The following is a 21,933-nucleotide window of genomic DNA, read 5'->3' as shown; positions in this document are numbered from 1 at the left end:
GCCCCCGACCCTCGCGGCCGGGGCCCGCGCCGGGACAAAGTAGTCTTGAGCTCATGCCCGAACGCCGTACCGTCGCCCTTGTCACTCTCGGATGCGCCCGTAACGAGGTGGACTCGGAGGAGCTTGCAGGCCGCTTGGCAGCGGACGGCTGGGAGCTCGTCGAGGAAGCCTCCGACGCCGACGTCGCCGTCGTCAACACCTGCGGATTCGTCGAAGCCGCCAAGAAGGACTCCGTCGACGCCCTCCTGGAAGCCAACGATCTCAAGGATCACGGCAGAACCCAGGCCGTCGTCGCCGTCGGCTGCATGGCGGAGCGGTACGGCAAGGATCTCGCGGAGGCCCTCCCGGAGGCCGACGGCGTCCTCGGATTCGACGACTACGCCGACATCTCCAACCGCCTCCAGACGATCCTGAGCGGCGGCAGCGTGGAGGCCCACACCCCCCGCGACCGGCGCAAGCTGCTGCCGCTGAGCCCCGTCGAGCGGCAGCAGGCGACCGACGTGGCCCTGCCCGGCCACGGTGACGCCGCCCCGGCGCCCGAGGACCTCCCGGAGGGCGTCGCCCCCGTGTCCGGCCCGCGCGCGCCGCTGCGCCGCCGCCTCGGCACGAGCCCCGTCGCCTCGGTGAAGCTGGCCTCCGGCTGCGACCGGCGCTGCTCCTTCTGTGCCATCCCGTCCTTCCGCGGCTCCTTCATCTCGCGACGCCCGAGCGATGTCCTCGGCGAGACGCGCTGGCTGGCGGAGCAGGGCGTCAAGGAGATCATGCTGGTCTCCGAGAACAACACCTCGTACGGCAAGGACCTCGGCGACATCCGTCTGCTCGAGACGCTGCTGCCCGAGCTGGCGGACGTCGACGGCATCGAGCGGGTCCGCGTCAGCTATCTGCAGCCGGCCGAGATGCGCCCCGGGCTGATCGACGTCCTCACCTCGACCCCGAAGGTCGCTCCCTACTTCGACCTGTCCTTCCAGCACTCCGCGCCCGGGGTGCTGCGCGCGATGCGCCGCTTCGGCGACACGGAGCGATTCCTGGAGCTGCTGGAGACCATCCGAGGCAAGGCTCCGCAGGCCGGTGTGCGCTCGAACTTCATCGTCGGGTTCCCGGGCGAGACCGAGGCGGACTTCGCGGAGCTGGAACGCTTCATCTCGGCCGCGCGCCTGGATGCCATCGGGGTCTTCGGATACAGCGACGAAGAGGGCACAGAGGCCGTCACCTACGACGGGAAGCTGGACGCCGACGTCATCGCGGAGCGGCTCGAGCACATGTCGCGCATCGCCGACGAGCTCACCGCGCAGCGGGCGGAGGAGCGCCTGGGTGAGACCCTCGAGGTACTGGTGGAGTCCGTCGACGAAGAGGACGGCGCGGTGGGACGTGCCGCTCATCAGGCGCCGGAGACCGACGGCCAGGTCGTTTTCACGTCGAGCGAGGGCCTCGAGCCCGGTCGTATGGTCGTGGCGAAGGTCGTGGGCACCGAGGGCGTCGACCTGGTGGCCGAGTACTGCGAGGTCCTGGGGGTCGGCTCCCGGACCCCTGACGAGGAGGCGGGCAGATGACCGGAGTGCCGGCATCCGCGGCGGGCGGGACCGGAAGGCCGGCGCCCGGCGGCAAGCTGGGCGCTGCGGCCGTCAATCAGGCCAGCCTGTGGAACATCGCCAACATCCTGACCATGGTGCGGCTCGTCCTCGTGCCGGCCTTCGTCGTGCTGCTGCTGCAGGACGGCGGCTACGACCCCGCCTGGCGGGCGTGGGCATGGGCGGCGTTCGCCGTCGCCATGATCACCGACATCTTCGACGGGCACCTCGCCCGCACGTACAACCTGGTCACCGACTTCGGGAAGATCGCGGACCCGATCGCCGACAAGGCGATCATGGCCGCGGGGCTGATCAGCCTCTCCGCGCTCGGCGACCTTCCGTGGTGGGTGACCGGAGTCATCCTCTTCCGTGAGCTCGGGATCACGCTGATGCGGTTCTGGGTGATCCGGCACGCGGTGATCCCGGCCAGCCGCGGCGGCAAGATGAAGACGCTCGCGCAGGGCACCGCCGTGGGCATGTACGTGCTGGCGCTCACCGGACCGCTGGCGACGCTGCGGTTCTGGGTGATGGCTCTCGCCGTGGTGCTGACGGTCGTCACCGGCCTCGACTACGTGCGGCAGGCGATCGTGCTGAGGCGCAAGGGGCTCGCCGCCGAGCGGGCCGGGGCGGGCTCCTCGAAGTGAGCGGGGCCGCCGCAGTCCTGGCACTGCTTGCGGAGCGTGGTCAGAGCCTGGCCGCCGCGGAGTCCCTCACGGGCGGTCTCGTGGCCGCGGAGATCACTTCGGTGCCCGGAGCCTCGAAAGTCTTCCGCGGTTCCGTCACGGCGTACGCCACCACCCTCAAGAGGGATGTTCTCGGCGTCGACGGTGTCCTTCTGGCGGAGCGCGGAGCGGTCGATCCGCAGGTCGCGTCGCAGATGGCGGCCGGTGTCCGGGACGTCATGGGAGCCGATTGGGCGCTGGCGACCACCGGAGTGGCGGGCCCCGATCCGCAGGACGGGCAGCCCGTCGGGACGGTATATGTGGCTGTCGCGGGACCGGCGGGAGCCGGGAAAGTGGCCGCATTGAGGTTGAACGGCGACCGCGGGGAAATCCGTAGAGAGAGTGTACGGAGCGTGCTGGAGCTGCTCCTCGAGGAACTGCGCGAGAACGCGCGGGCACAGGATACGGAACAGAACGGGGGGAATTGATGTTTGCAGCCCTGAGTGAACACGACATCGCTCCCCGCACGGCCGCCGCGCAAGGCGGTACGGTGGGGCGTGAAGGATGCGGCTACGCGGTCCGAGGAGGGAGCCACCGATGATTCTGCTCCGTCGCCTGCTTGGTGACGTGCTGCGTCGGCAGCGCCAGCGCCAGGGCCGTACTCTGCGCGAAGTCTCCTCGTCCGCCCGAGTCTCGCTCGGCTATCTCTCCGAGGTGGAGCGGGGGCAGAAGGAGGCATCCTCCGAGCTGCTCTCCGCGATCTGCGACGCGCTTGACGTACGGATGTCCGAGCTCATGCGTGAAGTGAGCGACGAACTGTCGCTGGCCGAACTGGCCGAGTCGGCAGCCGCCGGCGAGGTGCCCGCACCGGTACGTCCCATGCTGGGTTCCGTCTCCGTGACGTCGGTGGCAGGTGTGCCGACCGAGCGTGTGACGATCAAGGCACCCGCGGAAGCGGTCGACGTCGTCGCCGCCTGATCGCGGGTCCTGCACCATCCCGCACGGCATTTCTGTTTGAGCTGGGCCCTGACCGGTACCCGTTACCGGTCAGGGCCTTTCGCTTGGTCAGGCGCAGTGCTTGACCACCTGTCCCGAATGGCTCTTTTCGGTAGTTATGTAATCGTGGACGGTAGTCGGCGAACCGAGTGGAGGACGTGGATGTCTGTCGTGAAGAGCACTCTGTCCGATGCGGACCTCAAGACGGTCGGCGATGCGCTGAAGGGTGCGCTGGTGGATCTGGTGGACCTCGGCCTGGTGGCCAAGCAGGTGCACTGGAACGTGGTCGGCCCCCGCTTCAGGTCCGTGCACCTGCAGCTCGACGAGGTCGTCGACACCGCACGGCAGCACTCCGACATGGTCGCGGAGCGGGCGTCGGCGATCGGCGTGGCACCTGACGGGCGGGCGGCGACCGTGGCCGCCCGGAGCGCGATCGGCTCCGTTCCGGAAGGCTGGATCAAGGACGTCGATGTCGTGCGGACCATGATCGACTCCCTGGGGTCCGTCATCGGGCACATGCGTGAGCGCATCGAGGCGACCGCCGAACCGGACCCGGTGAGCCAGGACATCCTGATCCAGCTCACCGCGGACCTCGAGAAGCACGCCTGGATGTTCCAAGCGGAGAACGCGTGACGCCGAGCGCGGGATCGCTGTCCGCGCGCGCCGGGTCGTCCAACCGTGCGCCCTCCCCGCGGCCCGCTGCGGCGCATTAGCGTGGGCCGGAGGAGGCAGCCATGGCAGTACGCGGGGCGGTCCTCGTGCCCGTTGTCGCGCTCGGACTCGTGGTGGGCGGCTTGTGGTGGTGGGCCGTGTTTCGGCTCGCCCTGGTCCCGGAGCACTCCGGCGTCGTCGAAGGGGCGGTGGCCGCGAGTGGTTGGGGACTCAGCCTGCTCCCGGTCCATGCGACGGCGGCCCGCCGGGCTACCAGGGCATCACGACGCCACCGTTCGGACGGCATATCTGACCCGTAGTGAACGACGAGGCGTCGCAAGCCAGATGAAGCACCGTGTGGGCCACGTCCGCCGGTTCGCCCACGCGGCCGAGGGGTGACAGTCGCGCCATCGCGGTCTCCGTTCTGTGCTGGAGACCGTTCTCATGACGGTCGGTCATCGGTGTCCGCACCCAGCCCGGCGCGACCGCGTTCACGCGGATCCCGTGCGGGCCCAGTTCGGTCGCGAGCGTCCTGGTGAGCTGGACGACAGCGGCCTTGGACGCGCTGTAGCAGAGCAGGCCGGCGTTGGCCGCGTCCACCGCGCCGGAGGCCATCGTGACGATGGAGCCGCCGCCCGCCGGGATCATGGCGCGGGCCGCCGCCCGGCACGCGTGCAGCACACCCTTGAAATTGACGGCCATGACGCGGTCCAGGTCCTCGTCCCGGGTCTCGAGGACCTGGCTCGTGTGCATGATCCCGGCGACGGCGGCCATGACGTCGAGGCGGTCCGCGCTCGCGACGGCCGCGTCCAGGGCTGTGCGGTCGGTGACGTCGACGGTGTGGGTAAGGGCCTTGCCCCCGGTGGACTCGATCAGGGAGCGGGTCCCGGCGAGACCCTGCTTGTCGAGGTCGGCGCAGTGGACCACCGCCCCGGCCTCGGCGAGCAGCACGGCACAGGCGCGACCGATCCCGCCTGCCGCTCCGGTGACGAAAGCGGTGCGGCCGGTGAGGTCGTACGCCGCGAGGGTCATACGGGGAACGTACGACCATATCTGACGGGTCGTCAACTACATGGGCCTAGTCAGGGGCCGTTTCGTCAGGGCGTGGGGCCGGTCTGACAGCGCGGGCACCAGTAGGTCGGACGCTCACGGCCCACCTCCCCCTGGTCGGCCTTGTGCACGGGCGCACCGCAGCGCGGACACGGGCGGCCCTCGCGTCCGTACACGTACAGCTTCTGGGAGGGATTGCGGCCGCTGGTCATGGTGCGCCGGTCGAAGCGCTGCTTGTTGGCCTCGAGGAGCCGCTGAGCGGTGGCCACCAGCCGCTCGGGAATGCCGGTCGGCAGTTCGCCGACCGGCAGCCATGGTGTGACGCGGGCCAGGAAGGCCAGCTCCGACTTGTAGACATTGCCGATCCCGGCGAGGTTCCGCTGGTCGAGGAGGGCCTCCCCGAGCGGCCGGAGGGGGTCGGCGAGCAGGTTCACCACCGCCCGCTCGGCATCCCAGTCCGGGCCGAGGAGGTCGGGCCCGAGGTGGCCGACGGCCTCCTCCTCTTCCGTGGTACGGAGCAGCTCGACGACGGGCAGGCGGTATCCGACGGCCGTGCGGGCCGCGTTGCCAAGGATCGCGCGGATCTGGTGCGACGGGCCGCCGCTCCAACGCGCACTCACGTCATAGACGCGCCACGAGCCGTCCATGCCGAGATGCGAGTGCAGGGTCAGCCCGCCCTCGAACCGGGTGAGGAGATGCTTGCCGCGCGGGGTCACGTCCAGGACGGTCCGGCCGGTCAGGTCCGCCGTGGCGAAGCGCGGAACACGGAGGTCGGAGCGGGTCAGGACCTGGCCGGCCAGCGCCTCGTGCAGATGGTGGGCGGTCAGCCAGACGGTGTCTCCTTCGGGCATGGCACCCATGATGCGCGACGGGCGGGCCGGGCGGGGGTGTGCCGGTCACGGGCGCAGACGCAGCCCCCGCGGTGTGGCATGGAACCCGGCGCTCTCCAGGGCGCGGGCCAGCGGCGCGGTCAGGGCCGGGGCCCCGTTGGCGCGCTCCACCGTGACCGTGCCGAGGGCGCCCTCGCGGGCCGCGGCGGCGAGCGCGCCGGCCGCCGCGTGCAGCGCCGGCGCATCCGGGTCGGTGGCCCAGGCGAGCAGCGTCTTGCCGCCGCGCTCCATGTACAGCGTCAGCTCCCCGTCGACCAGGACCACCAGGGAACCCGCTTTCCTGCCCGGCTTGTGCCCGGCGCCCTCCGGCGGCTCCGGCCAGGGCAGCGCCGCCCCGTAGGCGTTCGCGGGGTCGGCAGCGGCCAGCACCACCGCGCGGGGCGCGGCCTGTCCCTCGGCACGGTCCCGCGCGGAGGACGCCGCTCGCAGACGGTCGACCGCGCCGTCCATCGCGAACTGTGCTGCGCCCAGCCCTTCGACGACGTATCCACGGCGCGCCTGTCCGCTGTCTTCGAAGGCCGACAGGACGCGGTACACGGCGGAGAAGCCGCCCTCCACGCCCTCCGCCGCGACCGCGCCCCGCGTCACCACACCGTGGCGGTCCAGCAGGGTCCGGGCCAGGGCGTGCGCCCGGTGGGTCGGATCCTGCTCGAGGGACGGCAGCAGCGACCAGCGGCCGCTCACCGTGGGAGGACCGGTGCGGGAGGCGGGACGGGCCGCCGCCGTCAGGCTTCCGTAGCGGCCGCGGGGGACGGTGCGCCTGGCGCGGTGGGCGGTGGAGCCCGCCGTGCGGCCCGAGCCGAGCATGGCCCGCAGCGGTGCGAGCGTGTCATTGGTGAGCCGGCCGGACCAGGCCAGATCCCAGACGGCGTCGGCCAGTTGCGGGTCGGTGGCGTCGGGATGCGTGGTGGCGCGCACCTGGTCGGCGATCTGGCGGAAGAACAGGCCGTATCCACCGGAGAGGGCGGTCAGTACCGATTCGTGCAGCGCCGTCAGCTCCAGCGGGTGCGGTGGAGGCAGCAGCAGAGGGGCGGCGTCGGCCAGATAGAGCGAGACCCAGCCGTCCTTGCCGGGCAGGGCACCGGCACCCGCCCACAACACCTCGCCACTCGTGGTCAGTTCGTCCAGGAGTGTGCTGCTGTAGTGGGAGACGCGGGACGGAAGGACCAGCTTCTCCAGGGCGGAAGCCGGCACGGAGGCGCCCTGCAGTTGCTCGATGGCACGGGCGAGGCCGTCGATGCCGCGCAGGCTGCTGCTCCCCAGGTGCTGCCACTGGGGCAGGAAGGAGGCCAGCGCGGCGGGCGGCACCGGCTCCAGCTCGTGCCGGAGCGCGGCCAGGGAACGCCTGCGCAGCCGGCGCAGCACGCCCGCGTCGCACCATTCCTGGCCGATGCCGGCGGGATGGAACTCGCCCTGTACGACCCTGCCGCTCGCGGCGAGCCGCTGGAGTCCGCCGTCGGTAACCGCCGCGCCGAGGCCGAAGCGGGCGGCGGCCTGGGCGGAGGTGAAGGGGCCGTGGGTGCGGGCGAACCGGGCGAGGAGGTCACCGAACGGGTCCTTCACCGGCTCGGTGAATGCCTCCGGGACGCCCACGGGCAGCGCCGTGCCCAGCGCGTCGCGCAGCCGTCCCGCGTCCTCCACCGCCGCCCAGTGGTCCGCGCCGGCGATGCGGACACGGATCGCGCGACGGGACGCGGCGAGCTCCTGCGGCCAGGCGGGGTCACTCCCGCGCTCCACGAGCTCCGCCTCGGTCAGCGGACCCAGCACGCGCAGCAGGTCGGCCACACCCTCCACGTCCTTGATCCGCCGCTCCTCGGTCAGCCACTGCAGCTCCCGCTCCAGCTCGGTGAGCACATCGGCGTCCAGCAGTTCCCTCAGCTCCGCCTGGCCGAGCAGCTCGGACAGCAGCCGGGAGTCCAGGGACAGGGCGGCGGCCCGGCGCTCGGCGAGCGGCGAGTCCCCCTCGTACAGGAACTGGGCGACGTAGCCGAACAGCAGGGAGCGGGCGAAGGGGGAGGGCTCGGGGGTGGTGACCTCGACCAGACGGACGCGGCGGGACTCGATGTCACCCATCAGTTCGGTGAGCCCGGGGACGTCGAAGACGTCCTGCAGGCACTCGCGGACCGCTTCCAGGACGATCGGGAACGAACCGAACTCACTGGCCACCTGCAACAACTGGGCGGCGCGCTGCCGCTGCTGCCACAGCGGGGTGCGCTTGCCGGGACTGCGGCGCGGCAGCAGCAGCGCGCGGGCGGCGCACTCGCGGAACCGGGAGGCGAACAGGGCGGATCCGCCGACCTGGTCCGTCACCATCTGACTGATCTCGCCCTTGTCGAAGACGGCGTCGGCGGCACCGACGGGCGCCTGCTCGCTGTCGTACGCCCCGTCCGGTGAGGCGTCCAGGTGCACAGGGTCCTGGTCGAGCAGGTCGAGCCCCATCAGGTCGGCGTCAGGAAGACGCAGCACGATGCCGTCGTCGGCGTGCATCACCTGTGCGTCCATGCCGTAGCGCTCGGCGAGACGGGCGCCCAGTGCGAGCGCCCACGGCGCGTGGACCTGGGCGCCGAACGGAGAATGGATCACGACCCGCCAGTCGCCCAGCTCGTCCCGGAACCGCTCCACCAGGATCGTCCGGTCGTCGGGGACATGGCCGCAGGCCCGGCGCTGCTCGTCGAGGTAGGCCAGCACGTTGTCCGCGGCCCAGGCGTCCAGACCGGCGGCCAGCAGGCGCAGCCGGCCGTCCTCGGGGGTGAGCCCGCCGACCTCACGCAGGAAGGCCCCGACGGCCCGTCCGAGCTCCAGCGGCCGGCCCAGCTGGTCGCCCTTCCAGAACGGGAGCCGCCCGGGCACCCCCGGAGCGGGGGAGACCAGCACCCGGTCGCGGGTGATGTCCTCGATCCGCCAGGACGTGGTGCCCAGCGTGAAAACATCGCCGACCCGTGACTCGTAGACCATCTCCTCGTCGAGCTCCCCGACACGGCCACCGCCCCTCTTGGGGTCGGCGCCGGCGAGGAAGACGCCGAAGAGGCCGCGGTCCGGGATCGTGCCTCCGGAGGTGACGGCGAGGCGCTGCGCCCCGGGACGGCCCGTGACGGTCCCCGCGACCCGGTCCCAGACCACGCGGGGGCGCAACTCGGCGAACGCGTCGGAGGGATAGCGGCCGGCGAGCATGTCGAGGACGGCGGTGAAGGCCGACTCGGGCAGTGAGGCGAACGGCGCGGCACGACGGACCAGCGCCAGCAGGTCGTCGGCCTGCCAGCTGTCCAGGGCGACCATCGCGACCAGTTGCTGGGCCAGCACGTCCAGAGGGTTCGACGGGACGCGCAGCGACTCGATGGAGCCGCTGCGCATGCGCTCGGTGACCACTGCCGCCTGCACCAGATCGCCCCGGTACTTCGGGAAGACCACACCGGTGGAGATCGCGCCCACCTGGTGTCCCGCCCGGCCGACCCGCTGGAGACCGGAGGCCACGGACGGCGGGGACTCGACCTGGACGACCAGGTCCACCGCGCCCATGTCGATGCCCAGCTCCAGGCTCGACGTGGCGACGACCGCGGGCAGCCGGCCCGCCTTCAGGTCCTCCTCGACAAGGGCCCGCTGCTCCTTGGACACCGAGCCGTGGTGAGCGCGGGCGAGCAGCGGCGGTGCGCCCCGGGCGGCCCCGGACTGCGCCATGATCTCCGCCGGCGGTCCGTCCTCGGGCATGGGTGCGCCCGTGGCCCGTTCGTACGCGATCTCGTTGAGACGGTTGCACAGACGCTCGGCCAGACGGCGGGAGTTCGCGAAGACGATCGTGGAACGGTGGGCCTGGACGAGATCGGCGATGCGCTCCTCGACATGCGGCCAGATCGACGGCTTCTCGGCGACCCCGTCGCCGGTTTCGGAGGCGGGCGAGCCTCCGAGCTCTCCCAGGTCCTCCACCGGGACGACCACGGAGAGGTCGAACTCCTTGCCGGACACCGGCTGGACGATCTCCACCCGGCGCTGCGGCGACAGATAGCGGGCCACCTCGTCCACCGGCCGCACCGTGGCCGACAGGCCGATCCGGCGGGCCGGGCGGGGCAGCAGCTCGTCGAGACGCTCCAGGGACACGGCGAGATGGGCGCCCCTCTTGGTGCCCGCGACGGCGTGGACCTCGTCGAGGATCACCGTCTCCACGCCGGCCAGCGCCTCCCGGGCGGACGAGGTGAGCATCAGGAAGAGCGACTCGGGCGTGGTGATCAGGATGTCCGGCGGCCGGGTCACAAGCGACCTGCGCTCCGCGGGGGGCGTGTCGCCCGAGCGAATCCCCACCCGCACCTCCGGCTCCGGCAGGCCGAGCCGGACCGACTCCTGCCTGATCCCGGTCAGGGGGCTGCGGAGATTGCGCTCCACGTCGACCGCCAGAGCCTTCAGCGGTGACACGTACAGCACGCGGCAGCGCTTCTTCGCCTCCGCCGGCGGAGGCGTGGACGCGAGCCGGTCCAGGGCGGCGAGGAAGGCGGCCAGCGTCTTACCGGAACCCGTGGGCGCCACGACCAGCACGTCCGAGCCCTCGCCGATGGCCTTCCACGCCCCCTCCTGCGCGGCGGTGGGCGCGCTGAACGCCCCCGAGAACCAGCCTCGTGTCGCGGGGGAGAAGGAGTCGAGCGCAGTCCTGGCCATGCCCACCATCGTGCACCCGACCACTGACAACGCCTGTCCAGGACATGGACCGGCCGGGCCGCCGGACGGGTCACGGGAGCAGAATGGGCTTCATGGATGAGGAAGCCGCGCCGGAGAGGGAGGGCGAGTGGGCACGGCACTGGCAGTACCCGGGCGTGCCCGGTCTCGATCTGCTGCGGGCCCGCTACGTGCGCCATTCCTTCTCCCGGCACAGTCATGAGGGATTCGTCGTCGGCGCCGTCCGCCGCGGCATCGAGGACGTTTTCCTGCCGGAGGGCACGGTGCGGGCGCGGCCCGGCACCGTCGTCATGATCAACCCAGAGGTGCCGCACTCGGCGAAGGCCGGTGTGCCGGAAGGCTGGGTGTACTCCACGCTCTACCCGTCCTCGCAGCTCGTCGCCACGATCGCCGAGGAGACGACGACGCTGCGCGGAACGGCCGGTTTCGCGGAGACGATCGTCGAGGACCCGAACACCGCCCGGCTGGTGCACGAAGTGCACCGGGCGGCCGAGGCGGGCAACGCCCTCGCCGCCGACAGCGTCCTGCGCGTCACCGTCGCCACACTGCTGCGCCGTCACGGGCGCTCGCTCCCCGCGCGCAAGCCCTTGGCGGCGGGCGCGCGGACAGCCGCTGCCGCGAAGCAGCTCCTCGAGGAGCGGATGGCCGATCCGCCGTCCCTCGAGGAACTGGCGCAGGAGGTCGGGGTCGGGCCCTTCGCACTGCTCCGAGCCTTCAAGGCCGCCTACGGGCTGCCGCCGCACACCTGGCTCACGGACGCGCGCGTCCGGCGTGCCCGTCTCCTCCTGGACGCCGGCACGACCCCGTCGGAGGCGGCCGTCGCGGTCGGTTTCACCGACCAGCCGCACCTGAACCGCCACTTCACCCGGATCGTCGGCGTTCCCCCGGGCGCCTACCGCCGGGAGCGCGCAAGAACGTACAAGACCGCAGGCGGGAGCCCTGCGTAACGTCCCTGACGTGGCAGAACAGACAGCTCGACCAGATATACCGGCCGGGGAGGCCTACGCGACCGCCGCGCCGTCCACGGCGCTCGCGGCGCGCACCGAGGGACCCACGCCCGGATCCGGGGACGCGGCCGGGCCGCGCTCCGGATCCGCGCCCGGAGGCTCGTCTTCCGCCCCTGGGGACGCACCCTCCGCGCCCGGGGAACCGAAGCCCGACGCGGCCGTCGTCAGAGACGCTCTCGGTGTCGGGATAGCCGTCGGTCTCTCCGGCTTCGCCTTCGGTGTGACCTCGGCAGGCTCCGGCCTGACCCTTCTGCAGACCTGCGCGCTCAGCCTGCTCGTGTTCACCGGGGCGTCGCAGTTCGCGCTCGTGGGCGCGATCGCGGCCGGCGGCAATCCCCTCGCCGCCGCGGCAGGGGCCTTCTTCCTCGGCGTACGCAACGCCTTCTACGGGCTGCGGCTGTCACAACTGCTCGCGCTGCCCCGCTTCGTACGGCCTCTCGCCGCGCACTGGGTCATCGACGAGACCACCGCCGTAGCGCTCGCCCAGCCGACGCGGCGCAGTGCGCGGCTCGGCTTCACCGTCACCGGTCTGACGCTCTACGTGCTGTGGAACCTGACCACGCTCCTCGGGGCGCTCGGGGCGGAAGCCATCGGCGACACCGACGCGTGGGGGATCGACGCGGCGGGCCCGGCCGTCTTCCTCGCGCTGCTCGCCCCGATGCTGCGGACCGCCACCGAACGCGCGGTGGCCGGGCTCGCGGTCCTCCTCGGCCTCGGCTTCCTGCCGGTGCTGCCCGCCGGGGTGCCGGTGCTCGTGGCGGCAGTGGCCGCTCCCGCGGTGCTGTGGCTCAAGGGGCGCGCGATGGGCGACGGCGTGAGCGGTGACGGCCCGGCCCGTGACGGCTCGGGCCGGACGAAGAAGGCACGGCGGAAGGAGCGGGAACGATGAGCATCTGGATCGCGATCGGTGCGACGGCGGTCGGCTGCTATCTCGTGAAACTCGTCGGCCTGCTGGTGCCGGCCGACACCCTGGAACGGCCGCTCGTGCAGCGCCTGGCGGCCCTGCTGCCCGTCGCTTTGCTGGCCGCACTGACGGCGCAGCAGACGTTCAGCACGGGGCAGTCGCTGGTCCTCGACGCACGGGCCGCAGGAGTCGGTGCGGCGGCGCTGGCGCTGCTGCTGCGCGCCCCGTTCCTGGTGGTGGTCGGGGTCGCGGTGGCCGTCACGGCGGGTGTGCGGGCGCTGGGAGGCTGAGGCCGGCGCGGCGGCTGGGACGCGCCGGTGAAAGGTCCTGTGCGGCAGGACGCCGGTCGTTCCTGCCCGGCCGGAGCGCCGGACAGACGTCCTGTGCGGCCGGCTCGGTCCGCGTACCGGCATCCGCTTCACTCGATGGGGTGGCCGTGCGCCCGCAGGGTCCGCAGCGCCTCGATCGTCACGAACGGCCGCGACTCCAGAGCGGTACCGGGGGCCCACTCCTGCCAGATGATGGGCCACCCGCCGTCCTGCTGCTGTTCCGCCGAGAGGTGCTCCAGGGCCCGGTCCATCTCCTCGTCCGTGAACCAGCGGCGGGCGAGGGAGTCGGGTCTGCGGGCGTAGTCGTAGGCGAAATGGTGCTCGCCGGGGGCGTAGCCAGGGGCGACCGGCTGCTCGTCGAGCCGGTCCGGGTCGAGCGCGACGAGCCGCTGCTCGCGCACGAGCGCGCCCAGCCGGTCCGCCGCGGCCTGTGCACGGGTGCTGTCCGGTACGCCGTCCAGGAAGGCGATCGCAGCCTGGATCTCGTAAGGATGCGACTTCTCGATCGCGTCGACCGCCGACCAGCAGAAGTCCGTGGCCCGGAACAGCCATGCGTGCCACACCTGATTGCGGTGCAGCAGGCCGACCACCGGCCCTGTCGCGAGCAGGTCGCTCGGAGGGTTGTCGACGATCGGGAGGAACGGGGCGGCCGGATAGGCGCGCTGGGACGGGTGGACGGCCGGCAGTGCCCCGTCCCGTGTGGACACCTCGGTGAAATAGCGGCACATCCGCTCCACCCGGAGCCCACCGCAGCGGCCGATGGAGTCCAGCACCCGCAGGGCGTGCGCCGTGTGCAGGGGCTGGCTGATCGGGCCCCGCAGGTCGGGCTCGAGGGCGTGGCCGTAGCCGCCGTCCTCATTGAGGTAGGCGGCCAGCGCCGTCTCCACCGGGTCGGAGGGGCCCGCGAGGAAGTGGTAGGCGAACCGCCGCTGCTCGAGCACTCGGGCCGTCAGCCAGATGAAGCGCTCGGCGCGTGCCAGTGCGGACGCGGGGGAGGGGTCGGTGGTTGCTCCGTTTCCAGCCATGTTCCGACGGTAGGGCGGAAAGGGCTTTCAGCAAGGCGGACGGACAGGGCTGCACTCTCAGGAGCGGGATACTGAGGTCATGCGGTTGACGATTTTCTGGGAACGCATGGCCGACCACTTCGGAGCGGCGTACGCGGACTCCTTCGCACGGGACCATGTGATGGCCGAGCTGGGCGGCCGCACGATCCATGAGGCCCTGGCAGCCGGCTGGGAGGCGAAGGACGTGTGGCGCGCCGTCTGCGCCGCGATGGACATTCCCGCGGACAAGCGGTGAGACTCCGGGCCGGCGGTTCGCGGTCGCGCCGGTGAGCCACACTGAGCCGATGGCCAGTACCGACAGCACGCACACGACGGCACGAGGCAGGGCCGCAGAGGCGAGCCCGTACGGAAACGAGCCTGTACAGGACGAGGCCGCACCGGCCGGACCGCACACGCCACCGCACAGGACGGACCGCTGACGACATGACCGCTGACGAGAGGACCGCGCCGGACGCGGTCGCGTCGGACGAGGCCGTGGCGGGGATCCCCGCACAGGGCACCACGGCGCCCACGGCCCCGCCGGCGTCTCCGCCTCCCGGGGCCGATGCCGGCAGCGGCGGTCCGGGCCGAATGCCTCGCTGGCTGCCGCGCGCGCTGATCCTCGCGCTGGCGCTCTACGCCTGCTTCCAGCTCGGCAGCTGGGCCTTCCACCAGCTCATCGGCCTCTTGATCAACGTTCTGATCGCCTTCTTCCTTGCCCTCGCGATCGAACCCGCGGTCGGGCGGATGGCGGCCCGCGGCATGCGCCGGGGCCTCGCCACCTTCCTGGTCTTCTTCGCGGTGCTTGTCGCGGGGGTGGGATTCGTCGTACTGCTGGGCTCGATGCTGGCCGGCCAGATCGTCGAGATGGTCGAGGACTTCCCGCAGTACCTCGACTCGGTCATCCGCTGGATCAACAGCACCTTCCAGACGGAACTGTCCCGGGTCGAGGTCCAGGACAGCCTGCTGCGCTCCGACTGGCTGAGGAAGTACGTACAGAACAGTGCCACCGGTGTGCTGGACGTCTCGGCGACCGTGCTCGGCGGACTGTTCAAGCTGCTGACGATCTTCCTGTTCTCGTTCTACTTCGCGGCCGACGGGCCCCGGCTGCGCCGCGCTCTGTGCTCCGTGCTGCCACCGGCCAAGCAGACGGAGGTCCTGCGGGCCTGGGAGATCGCGGTCGACAAGACCGGCGGCTACCTCTACTCACGCGGACTGATGGCGCTGATCTCCGGAGTCGCGCACTACATCCTGCTGGAGATCCTCGGGGTGCCGTACGCCCCGGCCCTCGCGGTCTGGGTCGGCCTGGTCTCGCAGTTCATCCCGACCATCGGCACGTATCTGGCGGGCGCGCTGCCGATGCTGATCGCGTTCACGATCGACCCTTGGTACGCCCTGTGGGTCCTCGGCTTCGTCGTGATCTACCAGCAGTTCGAGAACTACGTGCTGCAGCCGAAGCTCACCGCCAGGACGGTGGACATCCACCCGGCGGTGGCCTTCGGCTCGGTCGTGGCGGGTACCGCCCTGCTGGGCGCGGTCGGCGCGCTGATCGCGATCCCGGCGGTCGCTACGCTCCAGGCCTTCCTCGGGGCGTACGTGAAGCGGTACACGGTGACCGACGACCCGAGGGTCCACGCCCACAGCAGGCACGGCGGCAGCCGGTTGGCGCGGGTGCGCAGCGCGTTGGGGAACGGCCGGCAGGCTCCGTCCACATCCGAGGGCTCACCCGGCGGGGTGCCCCCGCAGGCCGGCTCCGGGTCCTGAGCCCGTCGGGCGGAAGCCTGAGACGCACCACACGGCTGTGACGGCGGCCCGCCTCGGGCAGCCGATGCCGGGGAACGCCGGCCTCGGCCCCGGTGGCGGCCAGGCGCCGCACTGCGGCGACGGCCGGGTCTTGCGGGGCAGGCCACGGCGGCATGGAGTACTCCGCCGTGGCCTTGGTGTCGCCATCGGGCCGTGCGCTTCTCGATCCCCCTATCCGACCAGTGCCGCGAGCTCCCCCAGGACTCGGGCCGCTGGTGCCGGGTCGACCAGCCACTTCAGGTGGCTGCCCGCAAGGGTGCGGACGTCGTACGGGTTGTCCGGCGTCAGCGCGTTGCCCTCGCGGATCAGCCGGTCCTGTATGGCGAGCGGCAGGCTCGTGTCGCCGGCCAGGCGGACGTAGGTCTTCGGGATGCGGCCCCACGTCTCGGCCTGCGCGCGGTCGGCGGAGGTGCCGACGTCCAGGTTCTCGTCGGGCTGGAAGGTGTTCAGGAAGGTCAGGAACTCCTCGTCGGTGCCGTCAGCAAGGAAGGCCGCCTTGAGGGCAGCGAGGGCGTCCTCATTCGCGGTGCGGAAGTTGACGCGGAGCAGCCCGAGTTCGGCCGGGTTCCCGGCAAGGGCGAGGGCCAGGGAAGCGGCGTCCACCGTGGCCATCTCCGGCTCGGCGTAGTAGTCGCTGACGTCGAGATCGACAGGACACCAGGCCGAGACGTAGACGACGCGGTCGATCAGGTCCGGCCGTGCGTTGGCTGCCGCGGTGGCCGTGATTCCGCCACGGCTGTGGGAGACGAGGATCACCGGCCCGTTCCGCTTGGCCCTTTCGAGGATCCCGATCAGGTGCGCGGCATTGTCGGCGAGTGTGACTCCCTTGATCGAGCCGGGTGCCGTGGCCAGCCCTTCGAGATCTTGTGGCGCCTGGTAGGCGCGCGTGTAGGTCGCCCCGAAACCATGGCCGGGCAGGTCGACGGCGACCGAGCGGTGCCCGAGGAGGCCGAGTTCGGCCTGGAGTGGTGCGAATGAGAAGGAGTTCGAGAAGGCTCCGTGAACCAGTACGAACGTCGGTTGCATCTGTCTACTCACTTTCTGACGCCTACGGCATCGGCGGCACACGCGTCGCTGGTCCGGCCCGCGTCACCTGCGCGAACCGCACGTCTCAGTAAGGCCGGAGCGGGCGTCGCACGGGACGCGCCTTCGAAGGAGCCAAGACCAAGCGCCCCGAACAGCCGGATCCGCGTTCGCACCCGTGCTCCCCGCCACAACCCCCGACACACGGACACCCCCGTGCCACGCAAACTTCGAAGGCACAAACCTAGTGATCGTCAAGGCTCGGTGACAATGATCAAGGTTCGAGACATAGGGACGCCGGCGCCGCTGTCCGGATCAGCACACACGTCCGCGAGCTGTCCGACCGCCACCCACGACCCGCCGATCAGACCACCGGACACCGGTCGCACACGGCTACGCGGACCGCCGCGTGGTGAGCTTGACAGTAAAATCGAACATCCATTCTTATGGGATTCCGGCCCTCGCTCCCGCGAGTTGTCCACAGGCCGGCCGGACGTCGGGGCCCATTGTCAGTGGCAGGGGTTAGCGTCTTTGACGTGAAGCGATCGACACAAGCAAATCGGGTGGAACCCATGGCAGGAACCGACCGCGAGAAGGCGCTCGACGCCGCGCTCGCACAGATTGAACGCCAATTCGGCAAGGGCGCCGTGATGCGGCTGGGCGAGCGGCCGAACGAGCCCATCGAGGTCATCCCCACCGGGTCGACCGCCCTCGACGTCGCCCTCGGCGTCGGCGGCCTGCCGCGCGGGCGTGTGGTGGAGGTGTACGGACCGGAGTCCTCCGGTAAGACGACCCTCACGCTGCACGCCGTGGCCAACGCCCAGAAGGCGGGCGGGGCGGTGGCCTTCGTGGACGCGGAGCACGCCCTCGACCCGGAGTACGCCAAGAAGCTCGGCGTCGACATCGACAACCTGATCCTTTCCCAGCCGGACAACGGCGAGCAGGCGCTGGAGATCGTCGACATGCTCGTCCGCTCCGGCGCGCTCGACCTGATCGTCATCGACTCCGTCGCGGCCCTTGTGCCCAAGGCGGAGATCGAGGGCGAGATGGGCGACTCGCACGTCGGTCTGCAGGCGCGGCTGATGAGCCAGGCGCTCCGGAAGATCACCAGCGCGCTGAACCAGTCCAAGACCACCGCGATCTTCATCAACCAGCTCCGCGAGAAGATCGGTGTGATGTTCGGCTCCCCGGAGACCACGACCGGTGGCCGGGCGCTGAAGTTCTACGCCTCGGTGCGTCTGGACATCCGCCGTATCGAGACCCTGAAGGACGGCACGGACGCGGTCGGAAACCGCACCCGCGTCAAGGTCGTCAAGAACAAGGTCGCCCCACCCTTCAAGCAGGCCGAGTTCGACATCCTCTACGGCCAGGGCATCAGCCGCGAGGGCGGTCTGATCGACATGGGCGTGGAACACGGCTTCGTCCGCAAGGCCGGCGCCTGGTACACGTACGAGGGCGACCAGCTGGGCCAGGGCAAGGAGAACGCCCGCAACTTCCTGAAGGACAACCCCGACCTCGCGAACGAGATCGAGAAGAAGATCAAGGAGAAGCTCGGCGTCGGCGTCAGGCCGGAGACCCCGGCGGCGGAGCCCGGTGCGGACGCGGTGGCCGGAGCGGTTCCGGCCGAGGACACGGCGAAGTCCGTGCCCGCACCCGCGTCCAAGGCGAAGGCGGCCAAGACGGCGGCGGCCAAGGGGTAGCACATGGCCGCCCGGCGTACCGAATGGCCGGGTGACAGCCCCGACTCGTCGAGGGCCGAGAAGGAGCTGTCACCCAAGGATCCGGCGGAGCGGGCGCGGGCCATCTGCCTGCGCCTGCTCACCGGGACCCCGCGCACCCGCAAACAGCTCGCGGATGCGCTGCACAAACGCGAGATCCCACCGGAAGTGGCCGAGGAGGTCCTCTCCCGCTTCGAGGACGTGGGGCTGATCAACGACGCCGCCTTCGCGGACGCGTGGGTGGAGTCCCGGCACCACGGCCGGGGCCTCGCCCGTCGGGCCCTGGCACGGGAGTTGCGTACCAAGGGCGTGGATTCGGCGCTGATCGACGAGGCGGTGGGGCAGCTCGACTCCGACCAGGAGGAGGCGACGGCCCGCGAGCTGGTGGCGCGGAAGCTGCGCTCCACCAGGGGCCTGGAGCGTGACCGTCGTCTCCGCCGGCTGGCCGGAATGCTGGCCCGCAAGGGCTACTCCGAGGGCATGGCCCTGCGGGTGGTGAGGCGCGCCCTCGAAGAAGAGGGCGAGGACACGGCGGACCTGGACGACATGGGGCACTAGACATACCGGACCTGGGGCCGGTCGGGGACGCGTCCGGGCCCGCGGCTACCGCGTGACCGGCAGTCCCGCCGACTTCCACGCCTGGAAACCACCGGCGAGGTCGGTCGCGCGCCGTAGCCCCAGCTGGTGCAGGGACAAGGCAGCGAGGGAGGAGGCGTAACCCTCGTTGCAGATGACCACGATCCGGAGGTCGTGGCCGATCGCCTGGGGGAGGCGATGACTGCCTTGCGGGTCCAGCCGCCATTCCAGTTCATTGCGCTCCACGACCAGCGCCCCGGGGATCAGCCCGTCGCGCTCGCGCAGTGCCTGGTAGCGGATGTCGACCAGCAGGGCTCCCTCGGCCGCCGCCTCGAAGGCCTCTTGCGGACCGATCCGTTCGAGCCCTCGCCGTACCTGCTCCAGGTACTCGTCGATTCCCGGGGGCCCGCTCACTGCCAGTCCTCCGGGTGCTCGACGTGCTCGAGACGGAGAACGGCCCCCGACCGGCTGTAGCGCCTCATCAGCGGCAGCGGCGGGTAGTACGCGTGGACCGAGACGGCATGCTCGGCGGACGACTCGTTGAGCACCTCGTGCACATGGTGCGTACCGAAGGCGCGGGACCGGCCGGCGGCCAGATGCCGCTCCCGGTCCACACCGTCGTCGAGTTCGAGCGTCTTCCAGCCGGCGGTGGGAAGCCGTACGGCGAGAGAGTTCTCCTTCAGCACGCCCTCCGCCGTGGCGAACGCCCCGACGGAGTCAGCGTGGTCGTGCCAGCCGGTACCGGTGCCGGGCGGCCAGCCGATGAGCCACGCCTCACTGCCGCGCGGCCCTTCGAGCCGCAGCCAGGTGCGTCCCTCGGGGTCGAGAGGCAGCGAGGCGATCAGTTCCTTGTCGGCGGCGGCGTGCCGTACGAAGTCGAGCAGCTCGGCGGAGGTCGGCGCGCCCGTCAGGCTCGGGGCGGGCCAGGAACCGGTGAGGGGAACGGGATCGGTTGAGGATCCGGGAGTCGAAGGCGCCGAGGCAGGGGGGAGCGGAGCAGGGTGGGACACGGAAACCGTCCTGGGTTCGCTGGTGAGCGCACGGGCCAGAGGCCACGGCGCGAAGGGAAGGCGAATTCAGCAGGACGGCCGACACACGCAGCCCGCGTAGCGGACGAGGTCCATATGGACCCTCCGCCACAGGCGCACATCGGTGTCGTTCATGCTCGGGAGTACACCACGCCGGACACCGTGAATCAATCGATGTCCGCAGTACGGTCACTGCCCGCCGTGGCGGGGGCCCCTCCTCTCGCGATGTCCGCGGCGGCGTACAGCTCGGCGGGCCGCACCCCCGCGAATGCGGCCACCAGATGTCCGTCGGGCCGTACGAGCAGCACGGTGTGCGCGGAGGCGCCCGGGTAGCTCTCCGTCACCAGCAGTTCCGCCGGTGCCGGAAGGCCGGACACCGCTGTTTCCAGCCGCGGCATGATGCCCGCGCCGGCCCAGTGCCTCCGGTCCCACACGCCGGTGCCGGGCGCCACCAGCACGACCAGCAGGCGCCCCCGGCACAGCCGGTCCCGCAGTCGGGCGCAGGTGCCGTCCGGAGCCGTCACCTGCACATCGGCGACCGGCGAGCCCGGCACGGTGCCCGCCGGGGTCTGCGGACCGGTGGGCTCCGGTGTGAGCGGTGAGTGTGTGTAGACGGGCGGTGCGCCGAGGGCCCCCCGCCCGAGATGCGCGTCGGTGAGCATCGCGTCGTGTCCCCGGGCGGCCCCGGGAAGGTACATGCGCAGACCGCTGCCGCTGCGCAGTATCGGCAGTGACTGGTCGGCGGCGCGCAGCCGTGCGGCGACGGCGGTGCGCCGCTCGGCCTGATAGCTGTCCAGCAGTGTTTGTGACGCCCCGTGATGCCAGGCCTGCGCCAGCTTCCAGGCCAGGTTGTCCACGTCGCGCAGACCCTCGTCGAGCCCTTGGGCGCCGATGGCTCCCAGCAGGTGCGCCGCGTCGCCCGCGAGGAAGGCCCGGTCCACGCGCCAGCGCCGGGCGAGCCGGTGATGAAGTGTGTAGACGCCGGTGTCGAGCAGTTCGTACGGCGGCGTGTCGCCGCACCAGCCGGCCAGAGTGTCACGGACCCGCGCCACGAGGGCCTCCGGCGTCACCAGTTCGCCGCGGGGCGGAAGCAGCCAGTCGAGTCGCCACGTACCGTCCGGCAGTGGACGTGCGGTGATCTCGTCACCGCCCGAGCTCCACGGTGGCTGACGGTGCAGCACTGCCTCACCGGGCCAGGGCAGTTGGGTGCGCAGCGCGGCCACGGCGTGACGTTCCACCGCCGTGCGGCCCGGGAAGCGGATGCCGAGGAGCTTGCGGACCGTGGACCTCGCGCCGTCGCAGCCGACCAGATAACTGCCCCGCCACCAGGTCGCGGAGGGCCCTCTGGTGTGCACACCCACGCCGCCGGCGTCCTGTTCCAGCGAGTCGAGGCGGCTGTCGGTCACGAGCCGTACGAGCCGGTGCTCCGCTGCGGCTTCACGCAGTCCACGAGAGAGGCTGTGCTGCGGGATGTGAAGGGGCGCGGCCAGGTCCCCGTCGGCTCCGGCGCCCCTGTCCCCCCGCTGGTATGCGTTGTCGCGTCCGTCCCCGGCGTACGTGTCGTCCCTGTCCCAGTGGTGACCGCCGCTCCGGCGGTGGTCCTCGGCGCCGTCGTCGAGGGGCAGTTGCCGCAACTCCTGCTTGCGCAGCATCGAGCGCCAGCCGCTCCAACGGGTGCCTTCGTGACGCACGGCCCCGCAGCCGAGCCGCGACACGAGGTCGGCCGTGTCGGGGCGGAGTACGACGGTGCGGGCCGGGCGCGGCTCGTCCTTCCCGTTGCCCTCGTCGAGCACGACAGAAGGGACGCCCTGTGCCGCGAGGGCGAGTGACAGCGCCAGCCCGACGGGACCCGCGCCGACCACGATCACCGGGTCCACGGCGTGACTCCTCGGGCCCGTAGGGTCGTGCGGGGAAGTGCGGTTGGAGCCCGGTGCGCGATCACAGAACGTATGCAACCCACTGCCGGTGCCCGCGTCAAGCGCCACCGGGACGCGGCGAGGGGCGGTGGCCCGCAGGCCACCGC

Annotated in this window: 21 protein-coding genes; 12 read left to right on the top strand and 9 right to left on the bottom strand. The window is 71.5% G+C overall.

Translation table 11 applies throughout. The annotated features are described in order from the left end of the window. The first annotated feature begins 53 nt into the window (after window positions 1-53). The 5 genes from rimO to ACWGH4_RS10820 all read left to right on the top strand — a co-directional run bounded on the left by rimO (window position 54) and on the right by ACWGH4_RS10820 (window position 3,859). Window positions 54-1,550 (top strand): 30S ribosomal protein S12 methylthiotransferase RimO, encoded by a 1,497-nt coding sequence (gene rimO / locus ACWGH4_RS10840; RefSeq protein WP_453458430.1) that lies wholly within the window; start codon window positions 54-56, stop codon window positions 1,548-1,550. After that, on the top strand, window positions 1,547-2,212 hold the full coding sequence (gene pgsA / locus ACWGH4_RS10835) for a CDP-diacylglycerol--glycerol-3-phosphate 3-phosphatidyltransferase (protein WP_159686267.1): 666 nt from the start codon (window positions 1,547-1,549) through the stop codon (window positions 2,210-2,212). The genes rimO and pgsA overlap by 4 nt, the downstream gene beginning before the upstream one ends. Beyond that, window positions 2,209-2,718, top strand: a complete 510-nt coding sequence (locus ACWGH4_RS10830; RefSeq protein ID WP_453458426.1) for a CinA family protein — start codon at window positions 2,209-2,211, stop codon at window positions 2,716-2,718. The genes pgsA and ACWGH4_RS10830 overlap by 4 nt, the downstream gene beginning before the upstream one ends. Before the next feature lie 109 nt (window positions 2,719-2,827). After that, complete coding sequence (locus tag ACWGH4_RS10825; RefSeq protein ID WP_005311156.1) at window positions 2,828-3,208, top strand: helix-turn-helix domain-containing protein; 381 nt, start codon at window positions 2,828-2,830, stop codon at window positions 3,206-3,208. Between the two features lie 180 nt (window positions 3,209-3,388). Further along, window positions 3,389-3,859 (top strand): Dps family protein, encoded by a 471-nt coding sequence (locus ACWGH4_RS10820; RefSeq protein WP_453458422.1) that lies wholly within the window; start codon window positions 3,389-3,391, stop codon window positions 3,857-3,859. Window positions 3,860-4,147: 288 nt separating this feature from the next. Here ACWGH4_RS10820 and ACWGH4_RS10815 read toward each other — a convergent pair whose 3' ends face one another. The 3 genes from ACWGH4_RS10815 to ACWGH4_RS10805 all read right to left on the bottom strand — a co-directional run bounded on the left by ACWGH4_RS10815 (window position 4,148) and on the right by ACWGH4_RS10805 (window position 10,461). Continuing rightward, the gene (locus ACWGH4_RS10815) at window positions 4,148-4,909 is read right to left on the bottom strand and encodes an SDR family NAD(P)-dependent oxidoreductase (protein ID WP_453458419.1); all 762 of its coding nucleotides are present in this window, start codon (window positions 4,907-4,909) and stop codon (window positions 4,148-4,150) included. Between the two features lie 65 nt (window positions 4,910-4,974). Next, window positions 4,975-5,778, bottom strand: a complete 804-nt coding sequence (locus ACWGH4_RS10810) for an Fpg/Nei family DNA glycosylase (protein WP_453458417.1) — start codon at window positions 5,776-5,778, stop codon at window positions 4,975-4,977. A 45-nt stretch (window positions 5,779-5,823) separates the two neighbouring features. After that, a complete protein-coding gene (locus ACWGH4_RS10805; RefSeq protein ID WP_453458414.1) occupies window positions 5,824-10,461 on the bottom strand; it encodes an ATP-dependent helicase in 4,638 nt (1,545 codons plus the stop codon). Window positions 10,462-10,553: 92 nt separating this feature from the next. On the opposite strand from ACWGH4_RS10805, the gene ACWGH4_RS10800 reads away from it, so the two are divergent. The 3 genes from ACWGH4_RS10800 to ACWGH4_RS10790 are packed head-to-tail and all read left to right on the top strand — an operon-like array spanning window position 10,554 to window position 12,680. Then, window positions 10,554-11,426 carry an AraC family ligand binding domain-containing protein gene (locus ACWGH4_RS10800; RefSeq protein WP_441266699.1) on the top strand — a complete coding sequence of 291 codons (873 nt, stop codon included), beginning with the start codon at window positions 10,554-10,556 and terminating at the stop codon, window positions 11,424-11,426. A 10-nt stretch (window positions 11,427-11,436) separates the two neighbouring features. Beyond that, window positions 11,437-12,375, top strand: coding sequence for an AzlC family ABC transporter permease (locus ACWGH4_RS10795; protein ID WP_453458411.1), 939 nt, complete (start codon window positions 11,437-11,439; stop codon window positions 12,373-12,375). Further along, window positions 12,372-12,680: an AzlD domain-containing protein gene (locus ACWGH4_RS10790; RefSeq protein ID WP_189474613.1), complete on the top strand. Its 309-nt coding sequence runs from the start codon at window positions 12,372-12,374 to the stop codon at window positions 12,678-12,680. Before ACWGH4_RS10795 ends, ACWGH4_RS10790 begins: the two co-directional genes overlap by 4 nt. Before the next feature lie 128 nt (window positions 12,681-12,808). Here ACWGH4_RS10790 and ACWGH4_RS10785 read toward each other — a convergent pair whose 3' ends face one another. After that, a complete protein-coding gene (locus tag ACWGH4_RS10785) occupies window positions 12,809-13,744 on the bottom strand; it encodes a hypothetical protein (RefSeq protein ID WP_453458407.1) in 936 nt (311 codons plus the stop codon). A gap of 79 nt (window positions 13,745-13,823) precedes the next feature. Here ACWGH4_RS10785 and ACWGH4_RS10780 point away from each other — a divergent pair, with 79 nt between their 5' ends. Continuing rightward, window positions 13,824-14,018, top strand: a complete 195-nt coding sequence (locus ACWGH4_RS10780; RefSeq protein ID WP_159686234.1) for a DUF3046 domain-containing protein — start codon at window positions 13,824-13,826, stop codon at window positions 14,016-14,018. 335 nt (window positions 14,019-14,353) lie between these two features. Continuing rightward, window positions 14,354-15,526, top strand: coding sequence for an AI-2E family transporter (locus tag ACWGH4_RS10775; protein ID WP_441266717.1), 1,173 nt, complete (start codon window positions 14,354-14,356; stop codon window positions 15,524-15,526). 210 nt (window positions 15,527-15,736) lie between these two features. Here the strand turns inward: ACWGH4_RS10775 and ACWGH4_RS10770 are convergent, their stop codons facing one another. Beyond that, entirely contained in the window at window positions 15,737-16,591 is an 855-nt protein-coding gene (locus ACWGH4_RS10770) for an alpha/beta fold hydrolase (RefSeq protein WP_453458404.1), read from the bottom strand. Between the two features lie 569 nt (window positions 16,592-17,160). On the opposite strand from ACWGH4_RS10770, the gene recA reads away from it, so the two are divergent. Both recA and recX read left to right on the top strand, forming a co-directional pair. Next, window positions 17,161-18,288 (top strand): recombinase RecA, encoded by a 1,128-nt coding sequence (gene recA, locus ACWGH4_RS10765; protein WP_453458401.1) that lies wholly within the window; start codon window positions 17,161-17,163, stop codon window positions 18,286-18,288. 3 nt (window positions 18,289-18,291) lie between these two features. Then, window positions 18,292-18,864 (top strand): recombination regulator RecX, encoded by a 573-nt coding sequence (gene recX / locus ACWGH4_RS10760; protein ID WP_441266694.1) that lies wholly within the window; start codon window positions 18,292-18,294, stop codon window positions 18,862-18,864. A gap of 45 nt (window positions 18,865-18,909) precedes the next feature. On the opposite strand, the gene ACWGH4_RS10755 is transcribed toward recX, so the two are convergent. The 4 genes from ACWGH4_RS10755 to ACWGH4_RS10740 form a co-directional block, all read right to left on the bottom strand. Next, a complete protein-coding gene (locus ACWGH4_RS10755; RefSeq protein ID WP_453458397.1) occupies window positions 18,910-19,296 on the bottom strand; it encodes a rhodanese-like domain-containing protein in 387 nt (128 codons plus the stop codon). Continuing rightward, entirely contained in the window at window positions 19,293-19,892 is a 600-nt protein-coding gene (locus tag ACWGH4_RS10750) for a cysteine dioxygenase (RefSeq protein WP_453458394.1), read from the bottom strand. The genes ACWGH4_RS10755 and ACWGH4_RS10750 overlap by 4 nt, the downstream gene beginning before the upstream one ends. A 66-nt stretch (window positions 19,893-19,958) precedes the next feature. Further along, complete coding sequence (locus ACWGH4_RS10745; protein ID WP_312845644.1) at window positions 19,959-20,045, bottom strand: putative leader peptide; 87 nt, start codon at window positions 20,043-20,045, stop codon at window positions 19,959-19,961. Window positions 20,046-20,077: 32 nt separating this feature from the next. Continuing rightward, window positions 20,078-21,787 carry an FAD-dependent monooxygenase gene (locus tag ACWGH4_RS10740; RefSeq protein ID WP_453458391.1) on the bottom strand — a complete coding sequence of 570 codons (1,710 nt, stop codon included), beginning with the start codon at window positions 21,785-21,787 and terminating at the stop codon, window positions 20,078-20,080. Between the last annotated feature and the right edge of the window lie 146 nt (window positions 21,788-21,933).

Source organism: Streptomyces sp. NPDC054847 (genome assembly GCF_053610925.1).
Note: the sequence above shows the minus strand (reverse complement) of the source record. Positions and strands in the feature narration are given on the sequence as shown.